Origin of the sequence: Roseateles sp. (assembly GCF_039595295.1) — a bacterium.
In the GTDB taxonomy this organism is placed as follows: Bacteria; Pseudomonadota; Gammaproteobacteria; order Burkholderiales; family Burkholderiaceae_C; genus Roseateles.
In genome coordinates this window covers 1-21,322 of record NZ_JBCNLU010000053.1, presented here as the reverse complement: position 1 = coordinate 21,322, position 21,322 = coordinate 1, and the positions used below count along the sequence as shown (strand labels likewise).

Sequence of the window (21,322 nt, the reverse complement as noted above, 5' to 3'; positions counted from 1 at the left end):
CGATGAACCAGTTCGCCATCCTCTACGAGGATCGCTTCAAGAAACTGACCCCGTAACATCGCCAACCCGCTTCACGAACTCAGTGAAGGTCCAATGAGCCTCACACACAGAAATTCGGACAGGCCCGCCTGCGCTCCGACGGTGCTCTGGCTGCGCTTTGACGGATGCTCTGACCCCGCTTCAACAGGCGCTCTGGCCTGCGACGGCCCTCACCCCAACCCCTCTCCCGCAAGCGGGCGAGGGGCTTCTTGTCCACCCTGACACAAAGTCGATAACCCGACGACATGCACGCCGGGCTCAATGACGGACACCCCACAGGAGTCCGCCATGCAGCCTACCCGCCACGCCTCCCATCACGACGCTGAACCGCACGACCACGACCTGGGCCTCGCCCATGATCTGAGCGTCCTCCAACAGCGCCGCCGCGCGCTGGGCCTGCTCGCCGGACTCGCCGGCGCCGGCGGACTGGCCCTCGTCGGCTGCGGCGGTGGCGGCTCCGACACCGGCACCAGCACGACCAACACCGGCTCCACCACCGGCAGCGGCTCCACCGGCACGACCACCACCTCCAGCTGCAGCGTCATCCCCGAGGAGACTGCCGGCCCCTACCCCGGCGACGGCTCCAACAGCAACGGCAGCGGCATCGCCAACGCGCTGGCGCTCAGCGGCATCGTCCGCTCCGACATCCGCAGCAGCATCGGCACCGCGTCCGGCACCGCTGGCGGCGTGCCGCTGACGCTCACGCTCAAGCTCGTCAACACCGGCAGCAGCTGCGCCGACCTGTCCGGCTACGCCATCTACCTCTGGCATTGCGACCGCGAAGGCCGCTACTCGCTCTACAGCAGCAGCGTCATCAACGATGAACTACCTGCGCGGCGTGCAGAGCACCGGCAGCGACGGCACCGTCACCTTCACCACCATCTTCCCCGGCTGCTACGACGGCCGCATGCCCCACATGCATTTCGAGGTCTACCGCAGCGCGACGGCGGCGACCTCTTATGCCAACAAGATCAAGACCTCGCAGATCGCCTTCCCCACGGATGTCTGCACCACGGTCTACACCAGCGCCACCGGCTACGCCAGCAGCCTGACCAACTTCAACCGCATCAGCTTCGCCACCGACAACGTCTTCAGCGACGGCTACAGCACGCAGCTGGCGACGCTCAGCGGCAGCGTCAGCGCAGGCTACGCGGCGACGCTGACCGTCGGCATCGCGGCCTGATCGGTCGGCTGCGCCAGGTCGACGCCGACGGCCAATCCGGGGCACAACGATCACGCAGGTGCCACAAGCGCCACCGGTGCCACGGGCGCCACATTTGATTCCGCACATGAGGACACGACGATGAAGGACGAAGCCCTGCGGGCCTGGGGCGGCCAGCGCGACCCCAACGGCTGGAAGCGCCTGGGCAGCACGAGCGGCCTGATGGGCGAGCCCGCCGACGCGATCCTGCCGGCGACGCGCACGCTGATGGGCGCACCGCCCGCGCGTGCGAACGAGGCCTCGTCCGGCGACGACGCTCGTGTATCGTCCGAGCCTGGGTCCGGCGCGCGGCCGGTCCCTGTCGTGGAGGAGCGCATGACGCGGTGTCTGGTGGTCGATGACGATGCGGGAATCCGCGATTCGCTGCAGGACTACCTGCACAAGTTCGGCGTGACGGTGAGCACGGCGGCCGACGGCCGCGAGATGCGCCGGCTCATGACCACGCAGGTCTTCGACGTCGTCGTGCTGGACCTGATGCTGCCCGACGAGAACGGCCTGTCCCTGTGCCAATGGATACAGCAGCATCACGCCAGCGTGCCGGTGATCATGCTGACCGCGCACGGCGACCCGATCAGCCGCGTGCTCGGCCTGGAGATGGGCGCCGACGACTACCTCTCCAAGCCCTTCGAGCCCCGCGAACTGGTGGCCCGCATCCACGCGATCCGCCGCCGCGCGCGCCGCGGCGAGAGCGAGTCCCAGACCCGCCGCGAGTTCCGTTTCGAGGGCTGGGCCTTCGACCGGCTGCTGCGCCAGCTGGTGTCGCCGCAGCAGGTGGTGGTGCCACTGTCCAGCGCCGAGTTCCGCATGCTCAGCGCGCTGGTCGAGCGCCCCGGTCGCGTGCTCAGCCGCGAGCAGCTGATCGAACTCACCCGCGCGCCCGGCGTCGAGGTCAACGATCGCAGCGTCGACCTGACGATCTCGCGGCTGCGGCAGAAGCTGGGCGACTCGCCCAAGGAGCCGCGCCTGATCCGTACCATGCGCGGCGAGGGCTATCTCTTCGACGCCCAGGTGCAGAGCTGATGAGCGCTGGCCGCCTCACGCGCGCTTGGCGCCGGCTGGGCGAGGTCGTCGCACGGGTGCTCGGCGACACGCTGGCGCGGCGCATCTTCCTGACGATGTGGATCACGCTGGTGGCGGCGCAGGCGCTGGCCATCAGCGTCGTCACCTGGGGCCGCGACGACTTCAAGGTCGCGCACATGCCCACCGCGCCCACGCTGCCTCCCATGCCCGGACTGATGAACCGCCCAGGCCCCGGCCCCGGTGTCTTCCCCGGTCCAGGCCCATCCCCCCGCGCGGCCAGCGAGCCCCACGGATTGCCCAGCCCCCGCGACCTGCGCGACTTCCGTGAGATGCGGGAGATGCGGGAGATGCGGGAGATGCGGGAGATGCGGGAGATGCGGGAGATGCGGGACGTGACCTTGCCCGGCGACATGACCGGAGGCGGCTTGGTCGGCCCCGACTTCCGCGCCATGCGTGAGCGCGAACAGCAGGCGCGCGGTCCCGGTCCCGGCCCCTTCCGCGGCCTCAGCACCAAGGAGCTGCTGCTGGATTACGGCATCCGGCTGCTGGTCACCGGTCTGGCCGCCTGGCTGGCCTCGCGCTGGCTGGCGCGGCCGATGCGCGAGCTGGCGCGAGCCTCGCAGTCGCTGGGGCAGACGCTGCATCAGCAAGACAAGCTGCCGCTGCTGGACGAACGCGCCGGCACGCTGGAAGTGCGCGAGACGGCCCGCGTCTTCAACGCGATGGCGCGCCAGCTGCGACGCCAGTTCAACGAGCGCGGGCTGATGGTGGCCGCGATCTCGCACGACCTGCGCACGCCGCTCACCCGGTTGCGCATGCGGCTGGAGACCCTGGACATCGACGATCTGCAGCGCGAGCGCTCGGTCGAGGACATCCGCGAGATGAATGCGCTGGTGGACGCGGTGATGGAGCTGTTCCGCGGCGACGGCCCCGGCGCGGCCGAGTCGCAGCAGGACGTGGACCTGCACGCACTGGCGCAGGCGATGACGGACGACCTGCTGGAGCAAGGCGAGCCGGTGCGCTTCGACGACCAGGGCGTGTCGGTGCTCGCCAAGGGCCAGCCGATGGCGCTTCGGCGCGTGGTGGGCAACCTGATCGGCAACGCGCTGCGCTACGGCGGCGGCGCCGAGGTCAGCGTGGGCCGCGATGCGCGCGGCGCCTGGTTGCGGGTCGCGGACTCGGGTCCCGGCATTCCGGAGGATCAGCTCGAAGCCGTCTTCGAGCCCTTCTTCCGATTGGAGGACTCGCGCAACCGCCACACCGGCGGCGCGGGCCTGGGGCTCTACATCGCTCGCGAGCTCACGCTCAAGCAGCATGGCACGCTGATGCTGTCGAACCGGCCCGGCGGCGGGCTGCTCGCGGAGCTGCGGCTGGGCGGTTGAAGCCGCCCGCGCCGGGCCATCCCACCAAGGCGAGACATGCCCCTGGCGGCACGGCGGCCAAGCGCGGAGATCCTCGACTCAGGCAGGCCTAACGAGGGCCATGCTCTACTTGGCGGCTTCTTTCCACCGCCCCCCGCTTCTCGATGCCGCCGAGCCGTCCCTCGTCCCGTCCCCTGCCCTGGCCGCTGCGAGCGCTGCTCAAGCTCTTCAAGACGCTGCTGATCCTGCTGCTGATGCTGGCCCTGCTCGCGGCCTGGTCGGTGTTGATCGAGCCGCGCTGGGTCGCGCGACGCGACGTCGAAGTGCGGGTTCCCGACTGGCGCGGGCCGGACGGCCTGAAAGTCGTGGCCGCCTCGGACTGGCACATCGGTCAGGAGCCGCTCCAGCGCGTGATGACGGTGGCGCGCGCCAACGCCATCGTCGACGAGATCAACGCCGCGAAGCCCGACGTCATCCTGCTGCCGGGCGACTTCATGTCCGGCCGCGGCGAGGACGGCACGACGCCCGAGCAGATCGCCGCCGTACTGGGCCGGCTCAAGGCCACGCACGGCGTCTATGCGGTGCTGGGCAATCACGACTGGTGGACCAACGGCGGGCGCTTCAACCGCGCGCTGAAGGCGGCCGGCATCACGGTGCTGCTGAACCAGGCGGTGCCGCTGCCCGGCACGGCGCTGTGGGTGGTGGGCGTCGGCGACCGCACGACGCAGCACGATCAGCCCGAGCTCGCCGCCCGCCAGCTGCCGCCCGGCGCGCAGGCGCTGGTGCTGATGCACGACCCGGCCAGTGCGCGCGCGCTGCCGCCCATGCCTGGTTTGACCGTTGCCGGTCACACGCACGGCGGTCAGGTGTGGATCCCCTTCTACGGCTCCGCGGTCGCGCCGCACGGCTGGCCGCGCGACAAGACCCATGGCTGGGTCGATGTCGGCGGGAAGCCGCTGTACATCACCAGCGGCCTGGGCGTGAGCATCTATCCGGTGCGCTTCAACATGCGGCCGGAATGGGTGATGTTCAGCATCGGCGCGGCCCCGCGATGAGCGCTCTGCGCGGCAGGCCCGTGCTCACCGCAGATGTTTCGCAAAGAATCGCCAGATCATCGCGGTGGCGTCGGGACCGGCGGGGTCGCTGAACGCTTCCTTCGCGGCGCCGCCGCTCCAGGCATGGGCGAGGCCGTCGATCTCGACCAGCGTCGCGGCGAGCACGCTGCCGCGCTTGAAGTCGGTGACCGTCATCGGATGCCGCTTCCCACGCTGGACCTCGCGTGCGGCGCGGGCGCTCGCGCCGGCCGCGACCGACCATTGCCGGACGGCCTCGCCCGCATTCACGCGCGCGACGACGCGGTCCCTCGTCCCCTGGATCACCAGCAGCGGTGGCCAGCTCGGCGCATCAGACGCCGCACCCCGCGCCGCACCCCGCGTCGCATCGCGTGGCCCGACGGGCGGCGCGGCAATGTCGGGCGGCGAAGCCAGGCCGCGCATGGCGCGCAAGGCGCTGGGGGTCGACGACGCGAGCCCCGGCGGCACGCCCGAGTGCATGGCGACAGCTCGGAATCGATCGGGATGGGCGGTGGCGAGCAGGGCCGCCATGCCCGCGCCGGCGGAGAGCCCCGCGATGGCCACGCGCGCACGGTCCATCGGATAGAGCAGCGCCGTTTGATCGATGGCGGCGAGGATCTGTGCCATCTCTTCCTGCGCGCGACCGGACTCGGTCTCGAACCAGTTCCAGCAGCGCTGAGGATTGGCGAGGCGGCTTTGCTCGGGATAGAGCACGAAGAAGCCTTCGCGCGCCGCGACCCGATTCATCCGCGTGCTGCGCGCGATGCCGGCGGCGTCCTGACCGCAGCCATGGAGCATGACGACGAGCGGGACGCGCGCTCCGGAAGCGATGCCTGCGGGGCGGAACAGCCGATAGCGCCGCGGGCCCGATCGGCTCAGGGTCAATCCGGCGATCCAGTCGCCGCGCCCGTCGCTGGGCGGCTTGGACGCGGTGTGCGCAGCGGCGACCTTCTTCGCCGCCTTCTTCACGACCTGTTGGGTGGCCGCCTGCGTGGCACGCAAGACCTGGCCCGTCGCCGCGCGCAGCGTGCGGCGCCAGACCTTGGACAACGGGGACAGGGCGCGGCGTTTGGACATGAGGCGGCCGAGGTGCGCGAGGCGATCTGGTGGGCCGGCAACCGCCGCTCCCAGCATGGGTTACGCTCCCTGCCCTGTCAAAGGCCCCTCATGCAGAAAATCTCCCCCGTCAAAGTCGTTGCGGGCATCGCCGCCATCGTCATGGCCATCGCCGGTCTGCTCTTCGCCACGCAGCTGCGCGGCGCGGTGAGCGACATGTTCACCGTCATCCGTCTGAGCTCGCCCAAGGCGCCCCCGCAGCCCGCGCAGGCGAACGGCACAGGTGCCGCCGCCTCGGGCGTCCGCGTGATTCCCTTCGGCGTGACCGCCCCGGCGAGCGCGCCTCACGCCGGCAAGGCCAGCGGAGGCTGAGCCCGTGCGCGCGCCGCGTCGCTTCGACGACGTGCTGATGACGCCACCGGACCCTGTGGCCGATGTCGACGCGGACTTGCTGGGGCGCCTGCGCGCCTGGTGCGAGGACGGCGCCTTCCCCGCGCTCACGGAGCCGCTGAGCGTGACCCGCGTCGCGGCGACGGCCGGCCTCGATGGCGTGGCCTGCGCGCTCGACGGCAGCCATGAACTGCAGCGCCTGGGTCGCTGGCGGGGCCTGGCGTGGCGATTGCAACTGCAGGCGCGCGAGTGCGTAAGCTCACGCCCGGCTCGCCGCGCCGATCCTTGGGACTGCGGCTGGTGGCGCGAGGGAACGCTTGACCACGCCGAGGCGTTCCGGCCCCGGCGCGCCACGCTGCTGATGGTGCGGGAGCGGGACCCCTCGATCACCGCCACCCTGCTCGCCAAGCTGCAATCCAGCTGTCGCTCTTATGCGAATCCGCTGCGCGTGCTGATCGTCGAGTCCGCCGATTCCTAGCCGGCGGATTCAGCCGCCTTGCTTCGCCGCGATCGCCAGCTGCGCGTCGAGCCAGCGCTCGATGCCTTCGACGGTGGCGTGGCCGTCCTCGCCGCCCAGCTGATTCGCCATGACGGTGGCCACCAGCCTGCCCTGCGCGTCCAACAGCGCGAAGGAGGGGAAGGCTTGCACATTGAGCTGCTTGCCCATCACCGCGCCCGCGTCCGCCGCCACGGGCCAGCGCAGATCGTGCTGCTTCACGTACTTGGCGGCTTCGGCGCGCGGATCCGGCGTCATGGCCAGGACGTGGACGTCACCGCGGCGCTTCATGACCTCATTGAGCTTGGGCACTTCCTTGATGCAGGGCGCGCAGTACTTCGTATAGAAGTTCACCAGCACGCTCTTGCCCTGCCATCGCTCCCGAGCGATCGCCCGGCCCGAGGGATCGGACAGTTGCTCCAGCGGGAACGGTGCGCCGACCTCGATGCCGAACTTGGCCATCGGGGTGTACGCGGTTTCGGTGGCATGGGCCGCGCCTTGCAGTCCGGCAAGGGCGATGAGGGCAGCAAGCGCTACGGTGCGGATCTTCATTGTTTCTCCCTGTTCAAGGTCATCGTCATTTCACGCTCAAGGTCTCTTCGGATCTCTTGCATCTCGATTCGAGCCAAGCGATCGGCGCCCTCAGGGATTCTGCATCAGGCGCTGCGCGCAGTTCCGTCTCTCTCATCGCCTCGTCCGGCTCGATGCCCTTCGGATACGTCACCTTGTAGCTGTCCGCCATCATGGAGGTCGAGAGGGCCACCGACTTGCCGGCCACGTCAACCACTGCATTCGCCGTCGTCAACCCCGCCGATGGGGCTCCAAACAAGCGGGTCTCGGGCCGGCGCTTGAAAGCCATCAGCAATGCCTCCGCGGAGCTCGCGGAGCGCCCGTCCTGCAACACCGCGACCGGCTGAGCGGGCGGCTCATTTGCAATCAAGAAGCTATGTCCATCGCCCAGCGAGGTCACGATGAACTTGAGCGCCGCATCCGAGACGCCCGATCCACCGACACGTCGCGCTTCGATCGTGCGCGCCATCGCGCTCACGCTTTCCCAGTTGACGTCCTTGCTGCGAATGGCTCTGCGGCGGATCACATCGATCACCTGATCGACCTCGGCATTCGGAAGCGCTGACTCCACAGGCACCAGCTTGGCGGCGATGCTCAGCCTGTCCTTGTCAGGCAGCCCGATCACTTTCATCCACATTGAGACGCCTGTCGCGTCCAAAGGCAAGTAGAGAGGCGCCGACATCGACGCCTTGTTCCCCTCCAGAGCGACCGATTGGGCAATGAACACCGCAGAGCGCAGATGCGGATACTCGATCCGGACCCAGCCGAATACGGCCTTTAACGGTGCACTGGCTGTGAGTTCGACGCTGAGCTGACCGACGCCTCCCCGGGGCAGGACTTGAATGATGCTGCGCGAGATCAGGACGCCGTTGGGACCATTCGCCGCCTCCACCGACAGGACGTCCGGAAGGTCAGTGGGCCGCGGCACCGCGCCGTCGAGACGCCAATCGTCCAGTTGCGCGCTCAGCTTGATCTCTTGAGTCGAAGTCATCGCCGATGCGGTCGCCACCGCCATCACTGCGGGTCCTGCTGCCGACATCAGCGCGAGCGCCGCGCCGCAGACCATCCTCGCGAACTTGAGCCAAACGCGCATCGGATTCGCCCCCTCGTCCAAAGCCATCGGAGCGGTGCCGGACCTCAGCGCCGCATGAAATGCGAAGGAGCTTGTATGTCCCGATAGAACGCTACGCCATCCCCCTTCACGGGGTGCATCTGGGACTGGTTGGGCCTGAGCACAACCCACCTGGGGTTTTCCTGATCATCAGGATTGCGGACGAGCAGCCCCTGCCGGCCGACTCGACCGCCTAGTCTTTCCCGGCCCCGTCACACCCGAGGAGCTTCCGATGAATCAGGTCGTCGTCACTGCCATGCAATGGTCCGAAGTGCCGGACATTACCGACATCAACCCTCAGCTCGACGCCGCCGACGCGGCGTGTCTGGCCGGCTTGCGCGAGGTGCTGCTCGCACATGGCAAGCTCGATCGATTCGGCGTCAATTTGCTGCACAAGCATTTCGAGCTAAGCGACGACGAGTTCCTCATCGAAACGATCGACGTCGAGCGACGCGTGCTCACCGTCAAGCCCGTCACCCGCGCCGCGTTGCCGCAGGCCGTGCCCACGCAGTGGAATCTCTCCAGCCGCGACCCGCTCCAATGGTGCGAGGCCTACTGCAACTACAGCGGCGGCACGCACCACCACGGGCATCAGAACCACATCGATCGCGATCAGGCGCCGCCCCACTGATCCGCGATCCGGCGCGCGTCGAGCTCGCCATGACGTCTGGCCGCCCGCCCCACCGATGCGCCAATCGGCCCGATTGATCGACGCCGACGCGTCGACGCTTAGTGAGGGCTCCGGAATGAAGACTTGGCTCTGCGCTGCGGCGCTGCTGGGAGGAATCGCGTTGCCGCTGTCCGCAGCGGCCACGTTCTCCATCGTCGCTTGCGATGCCGACGGCAGTTGCGGCGCGGCCGTCGCGACGCACAACCTCGCGGTCGGCGCGACGGTGATCCATGCCCAGGCGCGCGTGGGTGCTATCGCCTCGCAGTTCGAGACCCATCCCCGTCACGGCGCTAGCGGCCTCGCGCTGCTGTCTCAAGGGGCGACCGCGTCGGCAGCGATCAAAGAGTTGCTTGACAAGGACGGCGCCTTCGACGATCAGGGGCCGGAATGGCGCCAGCTCGGCGTCGTCGGCGCACGGGGCGACGGCGCGGCCTTCACCGGCAAACAGGCCGCCGCCTCGCCCTGGGCCGGCGCGACCAGCGGACCCGGCTTCAGCGCGCAAGGCAATGGCCTGGCCGGTCGCCAAGTGACCGAGGCGATGCGCGACGCCTTTCTGCGCGCTTCAGGACCGCTCGCCGCCCGGCTGATGACCGCGCTGGAGGCAGGCCGCGATGCGGGCGGGCAATCGATCGGCGCGATGTCGGCGGCGCTGCTGGTGCGCACGCCCGAGGGCGACTGGCAGGACGTCGACCTCCGCGTCGACGCGGCCGCGGAGCCGGTGCTCGCGTTGCGCCGCTTGCTGAATCTCCGACAGGCCCACGACACCGTGCTGCTGGCCGAGCGCCATCAGCGCGCGGGCCACGTCCGCGAGGCCCGCGCCGCGATCGACGAGGCGATCCGACTCGGCAGCGATTGGGACCGGATCTGGCGACGCGCCGCGCGCCTAGACATGGCACTGGGCCATCACGAACAGGCGCTGTGTGCGCTGACGGCATTTGCAGCGCTCAATCCGCGCTGGGCGGCGGCGGAGGCCGGCGATCCGTTGTATCGACCGCTGCAGGCGATGCCGGCTTACCAACAGTTGCTGGCGCGACCGGTGCCGCCCGACCCTCAAGCGAAAGCCAGCAGCAAGGCCGTGAGCGTCCCCAGCGACAGCACCGTGGTGATCAGCGTCGCCGAGGAGGCGACGCCGACCTCGCGCCGATAGAACTCCGCGAGCATGAAGGGCCCGGTGCCCGTCGGCAGCGCCGCTAGCAGCACGGCGGCATGCACCGTGCGGGTCGGCAGGTGGAAGACGAACTTCGCGAAGCCCCAGGTCAGCAGCGGCATCGCCACCAGCTTCACCGCCGACAGCGCCAGGGACGCGCGGCGGTTGGTCTCTGCGCCCTGCGGTCGATCCGCGAGGAACAGCCCCAGCGACACCAAGGCGCACGGCGTCGCCGCCTGGCCGATCATCTTCAGGAAGGACTCGGCGACCGGCGGCAGCGTCAAGCCCGTGCCGGAGAACACGGCCCCGGCGATAGGCGCGAGCACCACCGGATTCCTCAGCGATCGCGACAGCGCTGCGACCAAGGTCCGGCCGCGCGAGCCGGCCGCCCGTTGCAGGCCGACCTCGATCAGCACCACGGCGATCGAGAACAGCACGCACACGACGATCAGCGTGGCGATGGTGGCCTCGACCTGGCTGCTCCGCCCGAAGACCAGCAGGCACAGCGGCAGCCCCACGTAGCCGGTGTTGGCATAGGTGGCCGCGATCGCGTCGACGCTGGCGTCGGCGATGTGGCGTCCCCCGCGCCGACGCAGCACGAAGACCACCGCGAAGACCAGCAGCGTGGGCAGGCCGAAGGCCAGGATGAAGCCGGGCTGCCAGAGCGCCGTCCACGAGCTGGTGGCAGTCACCTCGAACAGCAGCGCGGGCAGCGCCAGCCAGACGACGAACGCGTTGAGCGCGCTGCCGGCGTTGCCGTCCAGGACGCCGCGCCGGCGGGCGAGGTAGCCCACCGCGATCAGGGCGAAGAGCGGCAAGAGGATGGTGAGCGTGGAAGCCATGGACGGGAGGAGCGCGGACGCCCGAGTCTATGCTTCGGCGCACGGAAGAAAGTCTCACGGCCACGGCCTTGCGGCGCGATCCGCCCGGCTCCTATGCTGCTCGCCATGAATCAAGCCGCTCACCGCCTCGCACCGTCCCGGTCGGGATCCTCCGTCGGCCGGTTCATCGGCAGCTTCATTGGCACGTCCATCGACACGGTCGTCGGCTTGGCGGTGACGATCGCCCTGTTCGGCCCGCCCCTCGCGATCGCCGCCGAGGCGGTCGACACGAGCTGGGCGCTCCGCCACGTCGATCAGTCGACCAACGCCGCGATCCAGGATCCGAAGATGGCCGGCACTCTCCGCGCGCTGGTGCCTCGGCCCCTTCGCCAAGCCGTCACGCAGGATCTTTGGGGGCCGCCTGATCCGGTCCGAACGTCGGGCGATTCCGTCTCGATGTCGGCCTGCCGTCCGCATGACTGCGGCGCCAAGGGCTTCCTGTGGCTGGACACGGCGCACGGCACGGCGATCGCGGCAACGGCGGACTGCGACCTGCAGCGCATCGCCGGTGAATGGAAGTGGCGCGCCTGTCGCCTGTCCGTCGGATCCCTGGCATATGGGCCTGATGACCTCCCGCCGCAAGCACGCGACGCCGTGAAGGCCTGGATCGCCGATCGGGACTTGGAGATCACCTCGGCTCGCTTCACTGGCCGGGTGGGCGAGACTCGCGCACTGGACGATTCCTGGCGATGAGCCAACTCCGTCACGCCCATCCCCCGTGTAGGGCAACGCCTGACACCCGCTTCAGCGCATCGCCCCTCGTGCGCGAGGGCCGGGCTCAGCAGAATCAATCCGCGATCTCCGAGTCCTAGCTCGGGACCGCGTAGCAGACTTGCAGGTATCGACTTTGGCCCGATCGCTGACGCGGTCGGGCCGCTCTTTTCCCCGCGGGAGGCGAAGCGCTCATCGCACCGAATCCGTCGGCGGGTCAAGGAGATCGAGTTCTGCGGGCGAGCTGCGTGTCCTGGAGCGGTCCTCGACCGCTCGCTGGTCATCGACGCAGGGGGACGCGCGCAGAATCCACGGCATCCCTCAATGAGCATCCATCGAAGAATGAGCAGTCTGCTTCGTCGACTCCTGTACATCAGCCGCATCGGAGAGGAAGTCACCGACACCTCGCTGCGCCGCATCGTGGCGAGCGCGCAGATGAACAACCGTCGCAACGACATCTCGGGCGTCCTGGCCCTGGCGCCCGGCCTTTTCGCGCAAGTCCTGGAAGGCTCGCCCGACGCGGTCGGCCAGACCCTGCAGCGCATCCGCAAGGACCCGCGTCACGACGACCTGCTCGTGGTCGACGACACCACGACCGAACACCGCTTCTTCGACCGCTGGTCCATGGAGCTGCTGGTCGACGACATCTCCGCCGAGCTGACCGTCGCCGTCCGCGACGGCCTGCGCGAAGGCCACGAGCTGGTCGCGCATCTGCGTGACCAGCATGCGAAGGACCCGGTCTGGTGGCCCTCCGCGATGAAGACCCTGGCCCTGTCGGCCTGACGACACCCCACCCACCACCGCCGCCTCATCATGAAGATCCTCCTCATCGATGCTTCCGACACCTTCCGCAAGTACCTGTCCGAGCGGCTGCGCGCCGTGCCCGGCGCGATGGTCGTCGGCCAGGCCGGCAGCGAGGAGCAGGCGGTGGTCACGGCCACGCTGTGCGTGCCGGACGTGGTGCTGGCGGACGTGGGGCTGCGCTCGGGATCGGGCTTCGACGCGCTGCAGCGCCTGCGCAGCGGCGGCTTCAAGGGCACGGCCTACCTGGTCACCACCGCCGACGAGTCCGAGTACGGCCCCCGCTGCGTGGAGGCCGGCATCGACGGCTTCTACGACAAGCTGCTGGACATCGAGCGCCTGCTGCAGGCGCTGACCGTGCTGTCCACCGCGCCCAAGACCTGGGAAGGGGCGCGGATCAAGGTGGTGTGAGGCGCACGCTGCCATCGACCCTTCACCCCGCAGGTGAACTCCGGGAATACATGACTGCCGGGCGCCGACGGGCCATGCTCGCCGCATGACGACCGATCAAGAGAAGCCCGACACCCCTGCGCCGCCCGCCCCGCCCAGCCTCCGCGCCAACCTGGAGCGCCTGCTGGCCAGCGGCCGCGACGGCGCGATGCTGCGATACGGCCTGGGCCAGGCGCTGCTGCGGGAGGAGCAGTTCGAGGTCGCCGAGCAGCACTTGAGAGAAGCCACCCGGCAGGATCCCGCCTACTCGGCCGCGTGGAAGCTGCTCGGCAAGGCCTTGGAGAAGCTCGGCCGAGCCGACGAGGCCGAAGCCGCATGGCGCCGCGGCCTGGAGGCGGCCCAGGCACACGGAGACCTGCAGTCGATCAAGGAGATCGAAGTCTTTCTCAAACGACTCGCGATCAAGCTTCAACGATGATCTCGAAGCCCCCGAAGATCATGCGCTGGCCGTCGAAGGGCATGTTCTTGGGATCGTGGTCCATGCGGGGGTCTTCCATCGCCTTCTTCATGCCTTCGTCGCGCACCTGACGCGACGGCCAGACGATCCACGAGAAGACGACGGTCTCGTCCGCCTTGCGTTGCACGGCCATGGAGAAGGAGGTCACCTTGCCCTCGGGCACGTCATCGCCCCAGCACTCCACGACGCTGAGCGCGCCATGGTCCTTGAACACGGCCGAGGCGTCCTGGGCCAGCTGGCGATAAGCCTCGCGCTTGGCGGTCGGCACGGCGATCACAAATCCATCCACGTAGTTCATGCGGCTCTCCGGTTGTGGGCGCGGCGCAGATGCCGCGTCCTGGACGACGAACGGGGAACGGGGAAATCGACAGGACCAAGAGCGGGCAAAGGACGCGCCGGGCGTTCGTCGTTCACCCCGCCTGCAACAACGCCACGCTCCCCTGCCCGCCATCGGCGCAGATGCTCACGATCGCGAAGCTGCCGGGCGGCAGGGCCGCGGTCTCCTTGATCGCCTGGCTGAGGATGCGCGCCCCCGTCGCCCCGAACGGATGCCCCAGCGCCGTGCTGCCGCCGTTGGGATTCATGCGCTCGCGCGGGAAGCTGCCAAAGCGTCCTGGCATGTCGATGCCGACCTTCTCGCGCAGGAATGTCTCGTCCTCCAGCGCCTTGATATGGAAGAGCACCTGCGCGGTGAACGCCTCGTGGATCTCCCACAGCGCGACGTCGTCGTAGCGCAGGCCATGACGCGCCAGCAGCCGCGGAATGGCGAAGGCCGGCGCCATCAGCAGACCCTCGACCCGGAAGTCCACCGCGGCCAGCTCCCAATCCACGAGCCTCACGCGATGCGCCGCGGAAGGCAGCTTCTCCATCCCCTCCTGCGAGCCCACCCACAAGGCCGCCGCGCCGTCGGTCAGCGGCGACGAGTTGCCCGCGCTGAGCGTCCCCTGCCCGCTCGTGCGGTCGAAGGCGGGAGACAACTTGGCCAGCTTCTCGAGCGAGGTGTCGCCACGCGGGATCCCGTCACGGGTCACGTCGTCGATCGAGATCACCAGGTCGTCGAAGAAGCCGCGCTCCCAGCCCGCGACCGCGCGCTGATGGCTGTCCAGCGCGAGCCGGTCCTGATCGGCGCGCGCGATCCGCCACTGCTTGGCGGTGATTTCGGTGTGCTCGCCCATGCTCAGCCCGGTCGTGCGGTTGGTCACCGACGGCAGGTAGATCGCCAAGTCCCGCAGCTTGAGCTCCACGGCATGCGAGAGCTTCTGCCCCAGCGACCGCGCCTTCTGGAAGCCTCGCATCCAGTCCGACAGGTTCTGCCCCAGGCCGAGCTGAACGCGGCTCATGCTCTCGGCGCCGCCCACCAGTGCCAATGAGCGACCGCGCGTGTCGTCGATCATGCCGGCGGCCTCGAAGGCGCCCACCATGCTCGTGGAACAGGCCATCACCGTGGAGAAGGCCGGGATCGTCGCGGGGGCGCCGGCCTCCATCAGCACCTCGCGGGCGAGGTTGCTCCAGGTGAGATTCGGCGCCACGCAGCCCCAGACGGCGAAATCGGGCTGTCCACCCTGAAGCTGAGCGAGCATGGCCCGCACCACGGGCACCGACAAGCGCAGCGCGTCGCGCCCCGCCAGAGCGCCGTCGACCTTGGCGAAGGGCGTGCGGACGCCGGCGGCGAGCCAGACCTCGGGACGGGGGCTGTTGGAGGTGGTCATTCGCTGTGCTCCTGAATGGATGGCAGACATGCGGCGAACACGAATCGCCCTTCGAGTTGCCCACGGGAAACGGCGCGAGCCTACCGCGTTCGGGTCGAGTCGGTGAATGAGGTCCGACCACGAATGGGCGGCTGTAAGAAACTCCGCCGTCCAGGGACTACCTGGGTCATGACAACAACGACGGGGAAGCGGTCGATGAATCCGGACACCCTCTACCGCGAGGCCATCCGTCTCCACGGGCCCGAGGTGACGCGCTTCGTCGCGGGGTATGAGCGGGACGAGGCGCGGCGCCAGGAACTGCTGCAGGACGTCCACGTGGCCTTGTGGCAGAGCTTCGCGGGCTTCCGCGGCCAATGCGGGCTCCGCACCTGGGTCTACCGCATCGCCCACAACGTCGGCGCCAGCCACATCGAGCGCAGCCGCAGGGTCGCCGAGCGGGGTTACCTCGCGCTGGACGACGCCGAGGCGGAAGCCGTCATCCACGACGGCGCGGACATGTCGCTGACCGAGCGCCGCATCGATCTGCAGCGGGTCTTCGCGCTGATCCATCGGCTCAAGCCGGCGGATCGGGAAGTGATGCTGCTCTACCTCGAGGGCGTCGACGCCGCCGCCATCGGCGAGATCACCGGACTGTCCGCGCGCAACGTCGCGACCAAGGTGCACCGCATCAAGGCGGTGCTGGCCCAGCAATTTCGCCTCCAGGAGGCCCAGCGATGAACCGTTCCTCCGATCCCGGCATGCCCGATGCCGACGACGGCCTGAAGCGCCTGTGGCAGAGCCAGCCCACGCCCGTCGTCGAGTTCGCCCCCGACGAACTGCGCCGCTCGGCCAACCGCTTTCGGCGCCGCGTGCAGTGGCGCAACGCCCTCGAGTACCTCGCCTGCGCCGCCGTGGTGATGGTCTTCGCGCTGTACCTGGTGTCGTTCCCGTTCCCGCGGATGCGGGCCGGCAGCCTGCTTGTGATCCTTGGTGCGCTGGTGGTGGCCTGGCAACTGCATCGCCGGGGCTCGTCGCAAGCGACGCCGACGGAACTCGGCGCGCAATCGTGGCTCGATTACCGGCGTGCGCAATGGGTGCGGCAACGCGATGCGCTGCGCTCGGCGGCATGGTGGTACGTCGGCCCCTTCCTCCCCGGCGTGATCGTCTTCCGCTGGGGCGTGGAGACGGAGCTCGGTCCCCAGGCGCCGTTCGCGCGCGGTCTGGCGGCCAACCTCGTGATCGTCGCGATCTTCGTCGCGGTGATCCTCTTCAACCGCTTCTCCGCCCATCGCCTGCAGCAGCAGATCGATCAACTCGACCAGGAGGACCGCTGACATGATTCCCTCGATGAACCGCCTCCCGTCACGCGTGATCGCGGGCGCCCTCTTCCTGCTGAACGCCAGCGCCCTGGCGCAGCCGGTACTCGACGAGCGCGCGAGGGCCATGGCGGAGCGCCATGCGGCGGCCGGCGGCGCCTCCAGCCTCGTGATCGGCCTGATCGAGGGCGATCGCAGCACGGTGGTCGGCTTCTCGGCGAGGGGCTCGCCGACGCCGGATGGCCGCAGTCTCTACGAGATCGGCTCGGTGACGAAGACCTTCACCGCGCTGCTGCTGGCACAGGAGATCGTCGCCGGCCGGCTCAAGCCGGAGGAGCCGGTGAGCGCCCTGCTGCCGGCCATCAAGATCCCCGCCTTCGAGGGCCAGCCGATCACCCTCGTCGATCTCGCGACGCAGACCTCGGGCCTGCCGCGCCTGCCGTCCAACCTCAAGCCCAAGGACATCGACAACCCATACGTCGATTACGACGGTCGGGCCTTGGGCGCCTTCCTCGGGAGCTATCAACTGCCGGTGCGTCCTGGACAACGCTACGAGTACACCAACCTGGGCTACGGCTTGCTGGGATACGCGCTCGCGAACCGCACGAAGCAGTCGTATGGGGAGCTCGTGAAGACGCGGATCCTCGATCCCTTGGGGATGACGTCGACAGGCGTGACCGTTGACGCATCGGCGCGCGATCGGTGGATGCCGGGACATGGTCCCGATGGACGACCGGTGCCCGGATGGGACTTCGACGCGCTGGCGGGCGCGGGCGCCTTGAAGTCGGACGTGGACGACCTCCTGCTGTACCTGCGCGCGGCGATGCGCGGCGCGACCGAATCCGATACGGCGTTCAATCGTGTGCAGACGCCGCTGCGCGACACGGGCGCGCCCGGGACGCGGATCGGCTACGCGTGGCATGTGACGACGCTGAAGGGACAGCAGGTGGTGTGGCACAACGGCATGACCGGCGGCTTTGCGAGCTTCATCGGCTTCACCGCCGACGGGCGTCGCGGGGTCGTGGTGCTGGCCAGCGCACAACGCTCCGTCGACTCGCTGGCGATGACGGCCTTGTTGCCGGAATTGGCGCCGCGGGATCGGGTCTATCCCCGCAAGGGTCCCGCGATCAACGCATCCACCACTTCGAGCGCTCGCCGCCCGCTCTCGATCTCGGACATCTGCGCGCCCCGTCCGGCCATGCCGGGCGAGGTCTTGAAGCGTCCTCCGACCATCAGCATCGGTACCGTGACCACGTCCGCGCGCTCCTGCAGCTGATTGGCCCGTTGGCACTTGGCGGCCACGGAGAATGATTGGCAGGCCTCCATGAAGCGCTTCGCATCGAGGCCCGTATCCGCGAGTGCCGCCGCCTGCTCCTGCGGCGTGTTCATCGGCTTCCTCTGCTCGATGAGCAGCTCGAACACACGAGGCCTCAGTTGCTCCTGAACGCCCAGGGATTGAAGCGCGAAGAACATGCGCTGATGCGCGGCGACCTGGGCTCGCCCGGCAATGTGGATACGGCGCAGCGAGACGACTTCCCGGCGCTGCGCATGCCAGGACTCCAGTAGCGGATCGAAGGTCCTGCAATGGCCGCAGGCCAGCCAGAAGAACTCGACCACCTCGATTCGTCCATCGGCCGATGAGGCGATGGGTGTCGACAGCTTCTCGTAGTGCTGGCCCTCGATGGGTCGCCAAGCTCCCTTGGCTGGCGGTGCGGCCGCAGCCGTCCCCGCGGATCCCGCCGCGATCGACGCAGCGCAGAAGGATGCAAGCATCGGCACGGCCGGCGTCGCCAGCATGACTCGTCGTTTCATGTGCACTCTCCGAATGGGAAGTGGCCGCGATTCTTGGGCCGGAGCCTTAGTGCTCAGTGAGCCGGAATGGCCTTCCCGATCAGGGGTTCCCTCGGACAGCGTCCAGATCGCTTCGGCCCTGCGAGCCGGCAATGAGCCTGACCGGTTTTGCTGTCTCGATGGGTCTCGGGCGCGATGGCGATGGGGCCTCAGTCGCCCTGCCCGCCTGTCGACCGGGGCCGCTGCGCCAGCAGGCGCTTGCGCACCGCATAGATGTTGTTCCGCAGCGCGTAGAGCTCTTCCGCATAGGACAGCGGCACGGCGATGCGGTGGGTGACCCGGTCCAGCTCGTCCAATTCGTCGAGCAAGGCCTCGCGCTCGCCGGTGCCGGTCTCCAGCTTGGCCTCTACCTCGCGCAGCCGCGCATACCAGCGGAACACGCGGGAGCGCACCCGGAAGGTGTAGAGCGGCGGCACCACGCGCGACAGCGGCAGCATCAGCACCAGCAAACCGCCCACCACCAGCCACATGCGCTCCAGCAGATTGCCGGCCCAGAATGGGAGGTAGCGCGCCCAGGCCGGCGGCGTGCCGTTGATGGCGCGATCGCCCTCGGCGCTGACCGGCAGTTCGCTGGTGCGGGTGTTGGGGAAGTCGCGCGCGCCGTTGAACCAACCCGCCTCGCTGTGCTGGCCCAGCGCCGCCTGCGCGAACAGCTGGCGCAGCGCCGGATGCGTCTGCTCGCGCGCCAGCAGCGCGGTGGTCGTCGCGAGCAGCGGCACGTCATGCGGCGGCAAATCGGCCGAAAGGTCCACCACGCCGCGCGGCAGCGTCACCATGGACAGGAATGGCAAGTGACGCGAGTAGGCCTCGTTCTGCTCGAAGGCCATCAATGCGATGGTCGGGTCACGCAGCAGCGCCCGGATCAGTCCGGCCTGCGGCGCCGAGATCAGCACCGCGGCGTCCAGCTGCCCTTGCCGCAGCGCCGCGCCGGCGTCGTCGGGCGACAGGTTGGACAGCCGCAGATCGGTCGGCTTCAGATGGTTCAGCGCCAACAGCTTCTCGACGATCTGAGGGACGCCGCTGCCGTCCTGATCCACGTTGACCCGCAGGCCGCGCAGCTGGGTCAGCCGCTGCAACTCGCCACCGGGCTGCCGGCGAGCGATGGCGAGATCGCGGCGATAGAAGATCCAGATCGGCTCGTAGAACAGGCTGCCCAGCGAGACGATGCCCGCCTCGGTGTCGGCCACCGGATCGGCCATGCCGCCGCGGACAAAGCCCACGTCGGCCGTGCCCGCGCGCAGATGGGCGAGGTCGTCCTGCGCGCCTTCACTGGGTATCAGCGTCACCTGGATGCGCTCGCGGGCCAGCGCTTTGGCATAGCCCTCGCCGAAGCCGGCGTACGCGCTGCCGACCGGCCCGGTGGCCAGCCGCACCTGGCGCGGCGGCTGCGGGTCCAACCACCAATAGGCCGCCACCAGCAGGCCGCCGCCGAGCAGCAGCAGCGGCCCCATCGAGAGCATCATGTCGCGCAGCGTCTGGAGCAGCAGGCGCAGGCTGCGGGTGGCATGCCATTGCTGGATCGGGGTCATGGGCGAGATCTTGCCAAGGGAGGAACGGGGCATCGTAGTCCAGGGCCGCAGGCGTGACGGCCGCTCGTGGCCTCACAATCCGGACGCTCCCGCATTTCCCGATTTCTTCTCTTCATCATGGACAAACTCTTGCTGCAGCGGCAGGTGCTGGACCGGCTCGCCGAGGACCTGCTGCAAACCGAACAGGCAGCGCGCGTCGCGCATGAAACGGCGACGCACGAAGAGAACATCGCCGAGAACAAGTACGACACCTTGGGTCTCGAAGCCGCCTACCTCGCCAGCGGGCAGGCTCGCCGCGCGGAAGCCATCCGCCAGGCGATGGCCAGTTGGCGCCAGTTCCGCCCGCGTGCCTACGATGCCGCGGCGGGCATCCAGCTCGGCGCGCTGGTCTGCCTGGTCGACGCCGACGACAGGCAGCAACTGCTCTTTCTCGGCCCGGACGGCGGCAGCATGAAACTGGAGAGCGATGATCAGCTCGTGCAGGTCATCAGCAGCGGCGCCCCGTTGGGCATGGCGGTGCTCGGCAAACATGAAGGGGACGAGGTGTCGATCCAGATCGCCGCCAGTCGACAGCAGTTCGAGGTGCTATGGGTTCGTTGAGCCGCGAGCCCGACCTGCCGCGGCTCTACACCTTCCGCCGTTGCCCCTACGCCATGCGCGCACGGATGGCGCTGCTACTAGCCGGGCGGGCCTTCGAGGCGGTGGAAGTGAGCTTGCGCGACAAGCCCGCCAGCTTGCTGGCCCTCTCCCCGAAAGCGACGGTGCCCGTGCTGCAGCTGCCCGACGGCGGCGTGATCGAAGAGAGCTGGGACATCATGCACTGGGCAATGGCGACGCCCGAAGCTCAGGACTGCTGGGCGCGGGCGCAGTCGCCCGAGAACCTGGACCTGCTGCAGCGCAATGACGGTGACTTCAAGCGTCACCTGGACCGCTGGAAGTACCCCCAGCGCTACCCGGATGAGGCCCTCGCGCCGGACGCACACCGCGACCAGGCGGTGGAGGTGCTTCTGCAACCGCTGCAAGCGCGGCTGCGAGAGGCGTCTTACCTCGGCGGCGCCACGCCATGCGCCACCGATCTGGCCGTGCTTCCCTTTGTCCGCCAGTTCGCCGCCGTGCAGCCGGGATGGTTCGAGACACTGGACCTGCCGTCGCTACGCGCCTGGCTGAATGGCTGGCTCGACCACCCGCTTTTCGTCGCCTGCATGCACAAGCTGCCATCGGATGGGGTGAATCGGTTTCCGCCGCTTTGACCTCGACTCCCTGACGCGTCCTGCGCTTTCCGTTCATCCGCCGCGGATGCATCTCACGCCGCGCGGATGTGGCTTCGTCTCCTGGTGCTCGAAAGGCGCGGTGGCTATGACGACACTGACTCCATCGACACAGCCAACGCCTTCAGGAGAACGACATGACCACCACCCGCCTCAACATGCAATCCGCCACCAGCACCACCATCAAGGCCGTCGCCTTCGGCGCGATTGCTTCT

Annotated in this window: 25 protein-coding genes and 1 pseudogene; 17 read left to right on the top strand and 9 right to left on the bottom strand. The window is 68.9% G+C overall.

Going from position 1 to position 21,322, the window contains the following annotated elements:
• Window positions 1-605: 605 nt before the first annotated feature.
• A complete protein-coding gene (locus ABDW59_RS22755; RefSeq protein ID WP_343633446.1) occupies window positions 606-743 on the bottom strand; it encodes a hypothetical protein in 138 nt (45 codons plus the stop codon).
• A gap of 116 nt (window positions 744-859) precedes the next feature.
• On the opposite strand from ABDW59_RS22755, the gene ABDW59_RS22750 reads away from it, so the two are divergent.
• From ABDW59_RS22750 to ABDW59_RS22735, 4 genes are all read left to right on the top strand, one after another.
• Window positions 860-1,222, top strand: coding sequence for a hypothetical protein (locus ABDW59_RS22750; protein ID WP_343633444.1), 363 nt, complete (start codon window positions 860-862; stop codon window positions 1,220-1,222).
• Between the two features lie 120 nt (window positions 1,223-1,342).
• The gene (locus tag ABDW59_RS22745; protein WP_343633442.1) at window positions 1,343-2,281 is read left to right on the top strand and encodes a response regulator transcription factor; all 939 of its coding nucleotides are present in this window, start codon (window positions 1,343-1,345) and stop codon (window positions 2,279-2,281) included.
• Window positions 2,281-3,663 (top strand): ATP-binding protein, encoded by a 1,383-nt coding sequence (locus ABDW59_RS22740; RefSeq protein ID WP_343633440.1) that lies wholly within the window; start codon window positions 2,281-2,283, stop codon window positions 3,661-3,663. The genes ABDW59_RS22745 and ABDW59_RS22740 overlap by 1 nt, the downstream gene beginning before the upstream one ends.
• 143 nt (window positions 3,664-3,806) lie before the next feature.
• The gene (locus ABDW59_RS22735) at window positions 3,807-4,697 is read left to right on the top strand and encodes a metallophosphoesterase (RefSeq protein ID WP_343633438.1); all 891 of its coding nucleotides are present in this window, start codon (window positions 3,807-3,809) and stop codon (window positions 4,695-4,697) included.
• Window positions 4,698-4,721: 24 nt separating this feature from the next.
• Here ABDW59_RS22735 and ABDW59_RS22730 read toward each other — a convergent pair whose 3' ends face one another.
• Window positions 4,722-5,792: a PHB depolymerase family esterase gene (locus ABDW59_RS22730; RefSeq protein WP_343633436.1), complete on the bottom strand. Its 1,071-nt coding sequence runs from the start codon at window positions 5,790-5,792 to the stop codon at window positions 4,722-4,724.
• Window positions 5,793-5,882: 90 nt separating this feature from the next.
• Between ABDW59_RS22730 and ABDW59_RS22725 the strand changes: the two genes are divergently transcribed.
• Window positions 5,883-6,143 carry a hypothetical protein gene (locus tag ABDW59_RS22725; RefSeq protein WP_343633434.1) on the top strand — a complete coding sequence of 87 codons (261 nt, stop codon included), beginning with the start codon at window positions 5,883-5,885 and terminating at the stop codon, window positions 6,141-6,143.
• A 4-nt stretch (window positions 6,144-6,147) separates the two neighbouring features.
• On the top strand, window positions 6,148-6,639 hold the full coding sequence (locus tag ABDW59_RS22720) for a hypothetical protein (protein WP_343633432.1): 492 nt from the start codon (window positions 6,148-6,150) through the stop codon (window positions 6,637-6,639).
• A 9-nt stretch (window positions 6,640-6,648) separates the two neighbouring features.
• Here the strand turns inward: ABDW59_RS22720 and ABDW59_RS22715 are convergent, their stop codons facing one another.
• On the bottom strand, window positions 6,649-7,209 hold the full coding sequence (locus tag ABDW59_RS22715; RefSeq protein ID WP_343633430.1) for a TlpA disulfide reductase family protein: 561 nt from the start codon (window positions 7,207-7,209) through the stop codon (window positions 6,649-6,651).
• Between the two features lie 25 nt (window positions 7,210-7,234).
• Window positions 7,235-8,347, bottom strand: coding sequence for a S41 family peptidase (locus ABDW59_RS22710; RefSeq protein ID WP_343633428.1), 1,113 nt, complete (start codon window positions 8,345-8,347; stop codon window positions 7,235-7,237).
• A gap of 223 nt (window positions 8,348-8,570) precedes the next feature.
• On the opposite strand from ABDW59_RS22710, the gene ABDW59_RS22705 reads away from it, so the two are divergent.
• Both ABDW59_RS22705 and ABDW59_RS22700 read left to right on the top strand, forming a co-directional pair.
• A complete protein-coding gene (locus ABDW59_RS22705) occupies window positions 8,571-8,969 on the top strand; it encodes a hypothetical protein (protein ID WP_343633426.1) in 399 nt (132 codons plus the stop codon).
• Window positions 8,970-9,084: 115 nt separating this feature from the next.
• Complete coding sequence (locus tag ABDW59_RS22700) at window positions 9,085-10,155, top strand: DUF1028 domain-containing protein (protein WP_343633424.1); 1,071 nt, start codon at window positions 9,085-9,087, stop codon at window positions 10,153-10,155.
• Here the strand turns inward: ABDW59_RS22700 and ABDW59_RS22695 are convergent.
• On the bottom strand, window positions 10,059-10,997 hold the full coding sequence (locus ABDW59_RS22695; protein WP_343633422.1) for an AEC family transporter: 939 nt from the start codon (window positions 10,995-10,997) through the stop codon (window positions 10,059-10,061). The two genes, ABDW59_RS22700 and ABDW59_RS22695, sit on opposite strands and share 97 nt — an antisense overlap.
• A gap of 93 nt (window positions 10,998-11,090) precedes the next feature.
• Between ABDW59_RS22695 and ABDW59_RS22690 the strand changes: the two genes are divergently transcribed.
• The 4 genes from ABDW59_RS22690 (at window position 11,091) to ABDW59_RS22675 (ending at window position 13,416) form a co-directional block, all read left to right on the top strand.
• Complete coding sequence (locus tag ABDW59_RS22690) at window positions 11,091-11,729, top strand: hypothetical protein (protein ID WP_343633420.1); 639 nt, start codon at window positions 11,091-11,093, stop codon at window positions 11,727-11,729.
• Window positions 11,730-12,089: 360 nt separating this feature from the next.
• Window positions 12,090-12,530, top strand: a complete 441-nt coding sequence (locus tag ABDW59_RS22685; RefSeq protein WP_343633418.1) for a BLUF domain-containing protein — start codon at window positions 12,090-12,092, stop codon at window positions 12,528-12,530.
• Window positions 12,531-12,560: 30 nt separating this feature from the next.
• Window positions 12,561-12,959 carry a response regulator gene (locus ABDW59_RS22680; RefSeq protein ID WP_343633416.1) on the top strand — a complete coding sequence of 133 codons (399 nt, stop codon included), beginning with the start codon at window positions 12,561-12,563 and terminating at the stop codon, window positions 12,957-12,959.
• A gap of 85 nt (window positions 12,960-13,044) precedes the next feature.
• Window positions 13,045-13,416, top strand: coding sequence for a tetratricopeptide repeat protein (locus ABDW59_RS22675; RefSeq protein WP_343633414.1), 372 nt, complete (start codon window positions 13,045-13,047; stop codon window positions 13,414-13,416).
• Here the strand turns inward: ABDW59_RS22675 and ABDW59_RS22670 are convergent.
• Entirely contained in the window at window positions 13,400-13,753 is a 354-nt protein-coding gene (locus ABDW59_RS22670) for a DUF1428 domain-containing protein (RefSeq protein ID WP_343633412.1), read from the bottom strand. The genes ABDW59_RS22675 and ABDW59_RS22670 overlap by 17 nt on opposite strands.
• A gap of 112 nt (window positions 13,754-13,865) precedes the next feature.
• Window positions 13,866-15,164, bottom strand: a complete 1,299-nt coding sequence (locus ABDW59_RS22665; protein WP_343633410.1) for an acetyl-CoA C-acyltransferase — start codon at window positions 15,162-15,164, stop codon at window positions 13,866-13,868.
• A 195-nt stretch (window positions 15,165-15,359) separates the two neighbouring features.
• Between ABDW59_RS22665 and ABDW59_RS22660 the strand changes: the two genes are divergently transcribed.
• From ABDW59_RS22660 to ABDW59_RS22650, 3 genes and pseudogenes are all read left to right on the top strand, one after another.
• A complete protein-coding gene (locus ABDW59_RS22660; RefSeq protein WP_343633408.1) occupies window positions 15,360-15,881 on the top strand; it encodes an RNA polymerase sigma factor in 522 nt (173 codons plus the stop codon).
• Window positions 15,878-16,477 (top strand): hypothetical protein, encoded by a 600-nt coding sequence (locus ABDW59_RS22655; RefSeq protein WP_343633406.1) that lies wholly within the window; start codon window positions 15,878-15,880, stop codon window positions 16,475-16,477. The genes ABDW59_RS22660 and ABDW59_RS22655 overlap by 4 nt, the downstream gene beginning before the upstream one ends.
• Window position 16,478: 1 nt before the next feature.
• A pseudogene (locus tag ABDW59_RS22650) lies at window positions 16,479-17,501 on the top strand (serine hydrolase domain-containing protein); the annotation flags it as partial.
• 62 nt (window positions 17,502-17,563) lie between these two features.
• Here the strand turns inward: ABDW59_RS22650 and ABDW59_RS22645 are convergent.
• Both ABDW59_RS22645 and ABDW59_RS22640 read right to left on the bottom strand, forming a co-directional pair.
• Window positions 17,564-18,256, bottom strand: a complete 693-nt coding sequence (locus ABDW59_RS22645) for a thiol:disulfide interchange protein DsbA/DsbL (RefSeq protein ID WP_343633404.1) — start codon at window positions 18,254-18,256, stop codon at window positions 17,564-17,566.
• Window positions 18,257-18,459: 203 nt separating this feature from the next.
• Window positions 18,460-19,839, bottom strand: coding sequence for a TAXI family TRAP transporter solute-binding subunit (locus ABDW59_RS22640; RefSeq protein ID WP_343633402.1), 1,380 nt, complete (start codon window positions 19,837-19,839; stop codon window positions 18,460-18,462).
• A 117-nt stretch (window positions 19,840-19,956) separates the two neighbouring features.
• Between ABDW59_RS22640 and ABDW59_RS22635 the strand changes: the two genes are divergently transcribed.
• Window positions 19,957-20,439: a GreA/GreB family elongation factor gene (locus tag ABDW59_RS22635; RefSeq protein ID WP_343633400.1), complete on the top strand. Its 483-nt coding sequence runs from the start codon at window positions 19,957-19,959 to the stop codon at window positions 20,437-20,439.
• Window positions 20,427-21,089, top strand: coding sequence for a glutathione S-transferase (locus tag ABDW59_RS22630; protein ID WP_343633398.1), 663 nt, complete (start codon window positions 20,427-20,429; stop codon window positions 21,087-21,089). The genes ABDW59_RS22635 and ABDW59_RS22630 overlap by 13 nt, the downstream gene beginning before the upstream one ends.
• Window positions 21,090-21,322 lie beyond the last annotated feature (233 nt).

Bases quoted from the DNA above. Each gene is read 5' to 3' on its own strand.
- ABDW59_RS22750 (WP_343633444.1), top strand. From the start codon at position 860: ATGAACTACCTGCGCGGCGTGCAGAGCACCGGCAGCGACGGCACCGTC.
- ABDW59_RS22745 (WP_343633442.1), top strand. From the start codon at position 1,343: ATGAAGGACGAAGCCCTGCGGGCCTGGGGCGGCCAGCGCGACCCCAAC.
- ABDW59_RS22740 (WP_343633440.1), top strand. From the start codon at position 2,281: ATGAGCGCTGGCCGCCTCACGCGCGCTTGGCGCCGGCTGGGCGAGGTC.
- ABDW59_RS22735 (WP_343633438.1), top strand. From the start codon at position 3,807: ATGCCGCCGAGCCGTCCCTCGTCCCGTCCCCTGCCCTGGCCGCTGCGA.
- ABDW59_RS22730 (WP_343633436.1), bottom strand. From the start codon at position 5,792: ATGTCCAAACGCCGCGCCCTGTCCCCGTTGTCCAAGGTCTGGCGCCGC.
- ABDW59_RS22725 (WP_343633434.1), top strand. From the start codon at position 5,883: ATGCAGAAAATCTCCCCCGTCAAAGTCGTTGCGGGCATCGCCGCCATC.
- ABDW59_RS22715 (WP_343633430.1), bottom strand. From the start codon at position 7,209: ATGAAGATCCGCACCGTAGCGCTTGCTGCCCTCATCGCCCTTGCCGGA.
- ABDW59_RS22710 (WP_343633428.1), bottom strand. From the start codon at position 8,347: ATGGCTTTGGACGAGGGGGCGAATCCGATGCGCGTTTGGCTCAAGTTC.
- ABDW59_RS22705 (WP_343633426.1), top strand. From the start codon at position 8,571: ATGAATCAGGTCGTCGTCACTGCCATGCAATGGTCCGAAGTGCCGGAC.
- ABDW59_RS22700 (WP_343633424.1), top strand. From the start codon at position 9,085: ATGAAGACTTGGCTCTGCGCTGCGGCGCTGCTGGGAGGAATCGCGTTG.
- ABDW59_RS22695 (WP_343633422.1), bottom strand. From the start codon at position 10,997: ATGGCTTCCACGCTCACCATCCTCTTGCCGCTCTTCGCCCTGATCGCG.
- ABDW59_RS22690 (WP_343633420.1), top strand. From the start codon at position 11,091: ATGCTGCTCGCCATGAATCAAGCCGCTCACCGCCTCGCACCGTCCCGG.
- ABDW59_RS22685 (WP_343633418.1), top strand. From the start codon at position 12,090: ATGAGCAGTCTGCTTCGTCGACTCCTGTACATCAGCCGCATCGGAGAG.
- ABDW59_RS22680 (WP_343633416.1), top strand. From the start codon at position 12,561: ATGAAGATCCTCCTCATCGATGCTTCCGACACCTTCCGCAAGTACCTG.
- ABDW59_RS22675 (WP_343633414.1), top strand. From the start codon at position 13,045: ATGACGACCGATCAAGAGAAGCCCGACACCCCTGCGCCGCCCGCCCCG.
- ABDW59_RS22670 (WP_343633412.1), bottom strand. From the start codon at position 13,753: ATGAACTACGTGGATGGATTTGTGATCGCCGTGCCGACCGCCAAGCGC.
- ABDW59_RS22665 (WP_343633410.1), bottom strand. From the start codon at position 15,164: ATGACCACCTCCAACAGCCCCCGTCCCGAGGTCTGGCTCGCCGCCGGC.
- ABDW59_RS22660 (WP_343633408.1), top strand. From the start codon at position 15,360: ATGAATCCGGACACCCTCTACCGCGAGGCCATCCGTCTCCACGGGCCC.
- ABDW59_RS22655 (WP_343633406.1), top strand. From the start codon at position 15,878: ATGAACCGTTCCTCCGATCCCGGCATGCCCGATGCCGACGACGGCCTG.
- ABDW59_RS22645 (WP_343633404.1), bottom strand. From the start codon at position 18,256: ATGCTGGCGACGCCGGCCGTGCCGATGCTTGCATCCTTCTGCGCTGCG.
- ABDW59_RS22640 (WP_343633402.1), bottom strand. From the start codon at position 19,839: ATGACCCCGATCCAGCAATGGCATGCCACCCGCAGCCTGCGCCTGCTG.
- ABDW59_RS22635 (WP_343633400.1), top strand. From the start codon at position 19,957: ATGGACAAACTCTTGCTGCAGCGGCAGGTGCTGGACCGGCTCGCCGAG.
- ABDW59_RS22630 (WP_343633398.1), top strand. From the start codon at position 20,427: ATGGGTTCGTTGAGCCGCGAGCCCGACCTGCCGCGGCTCTACACCTTC.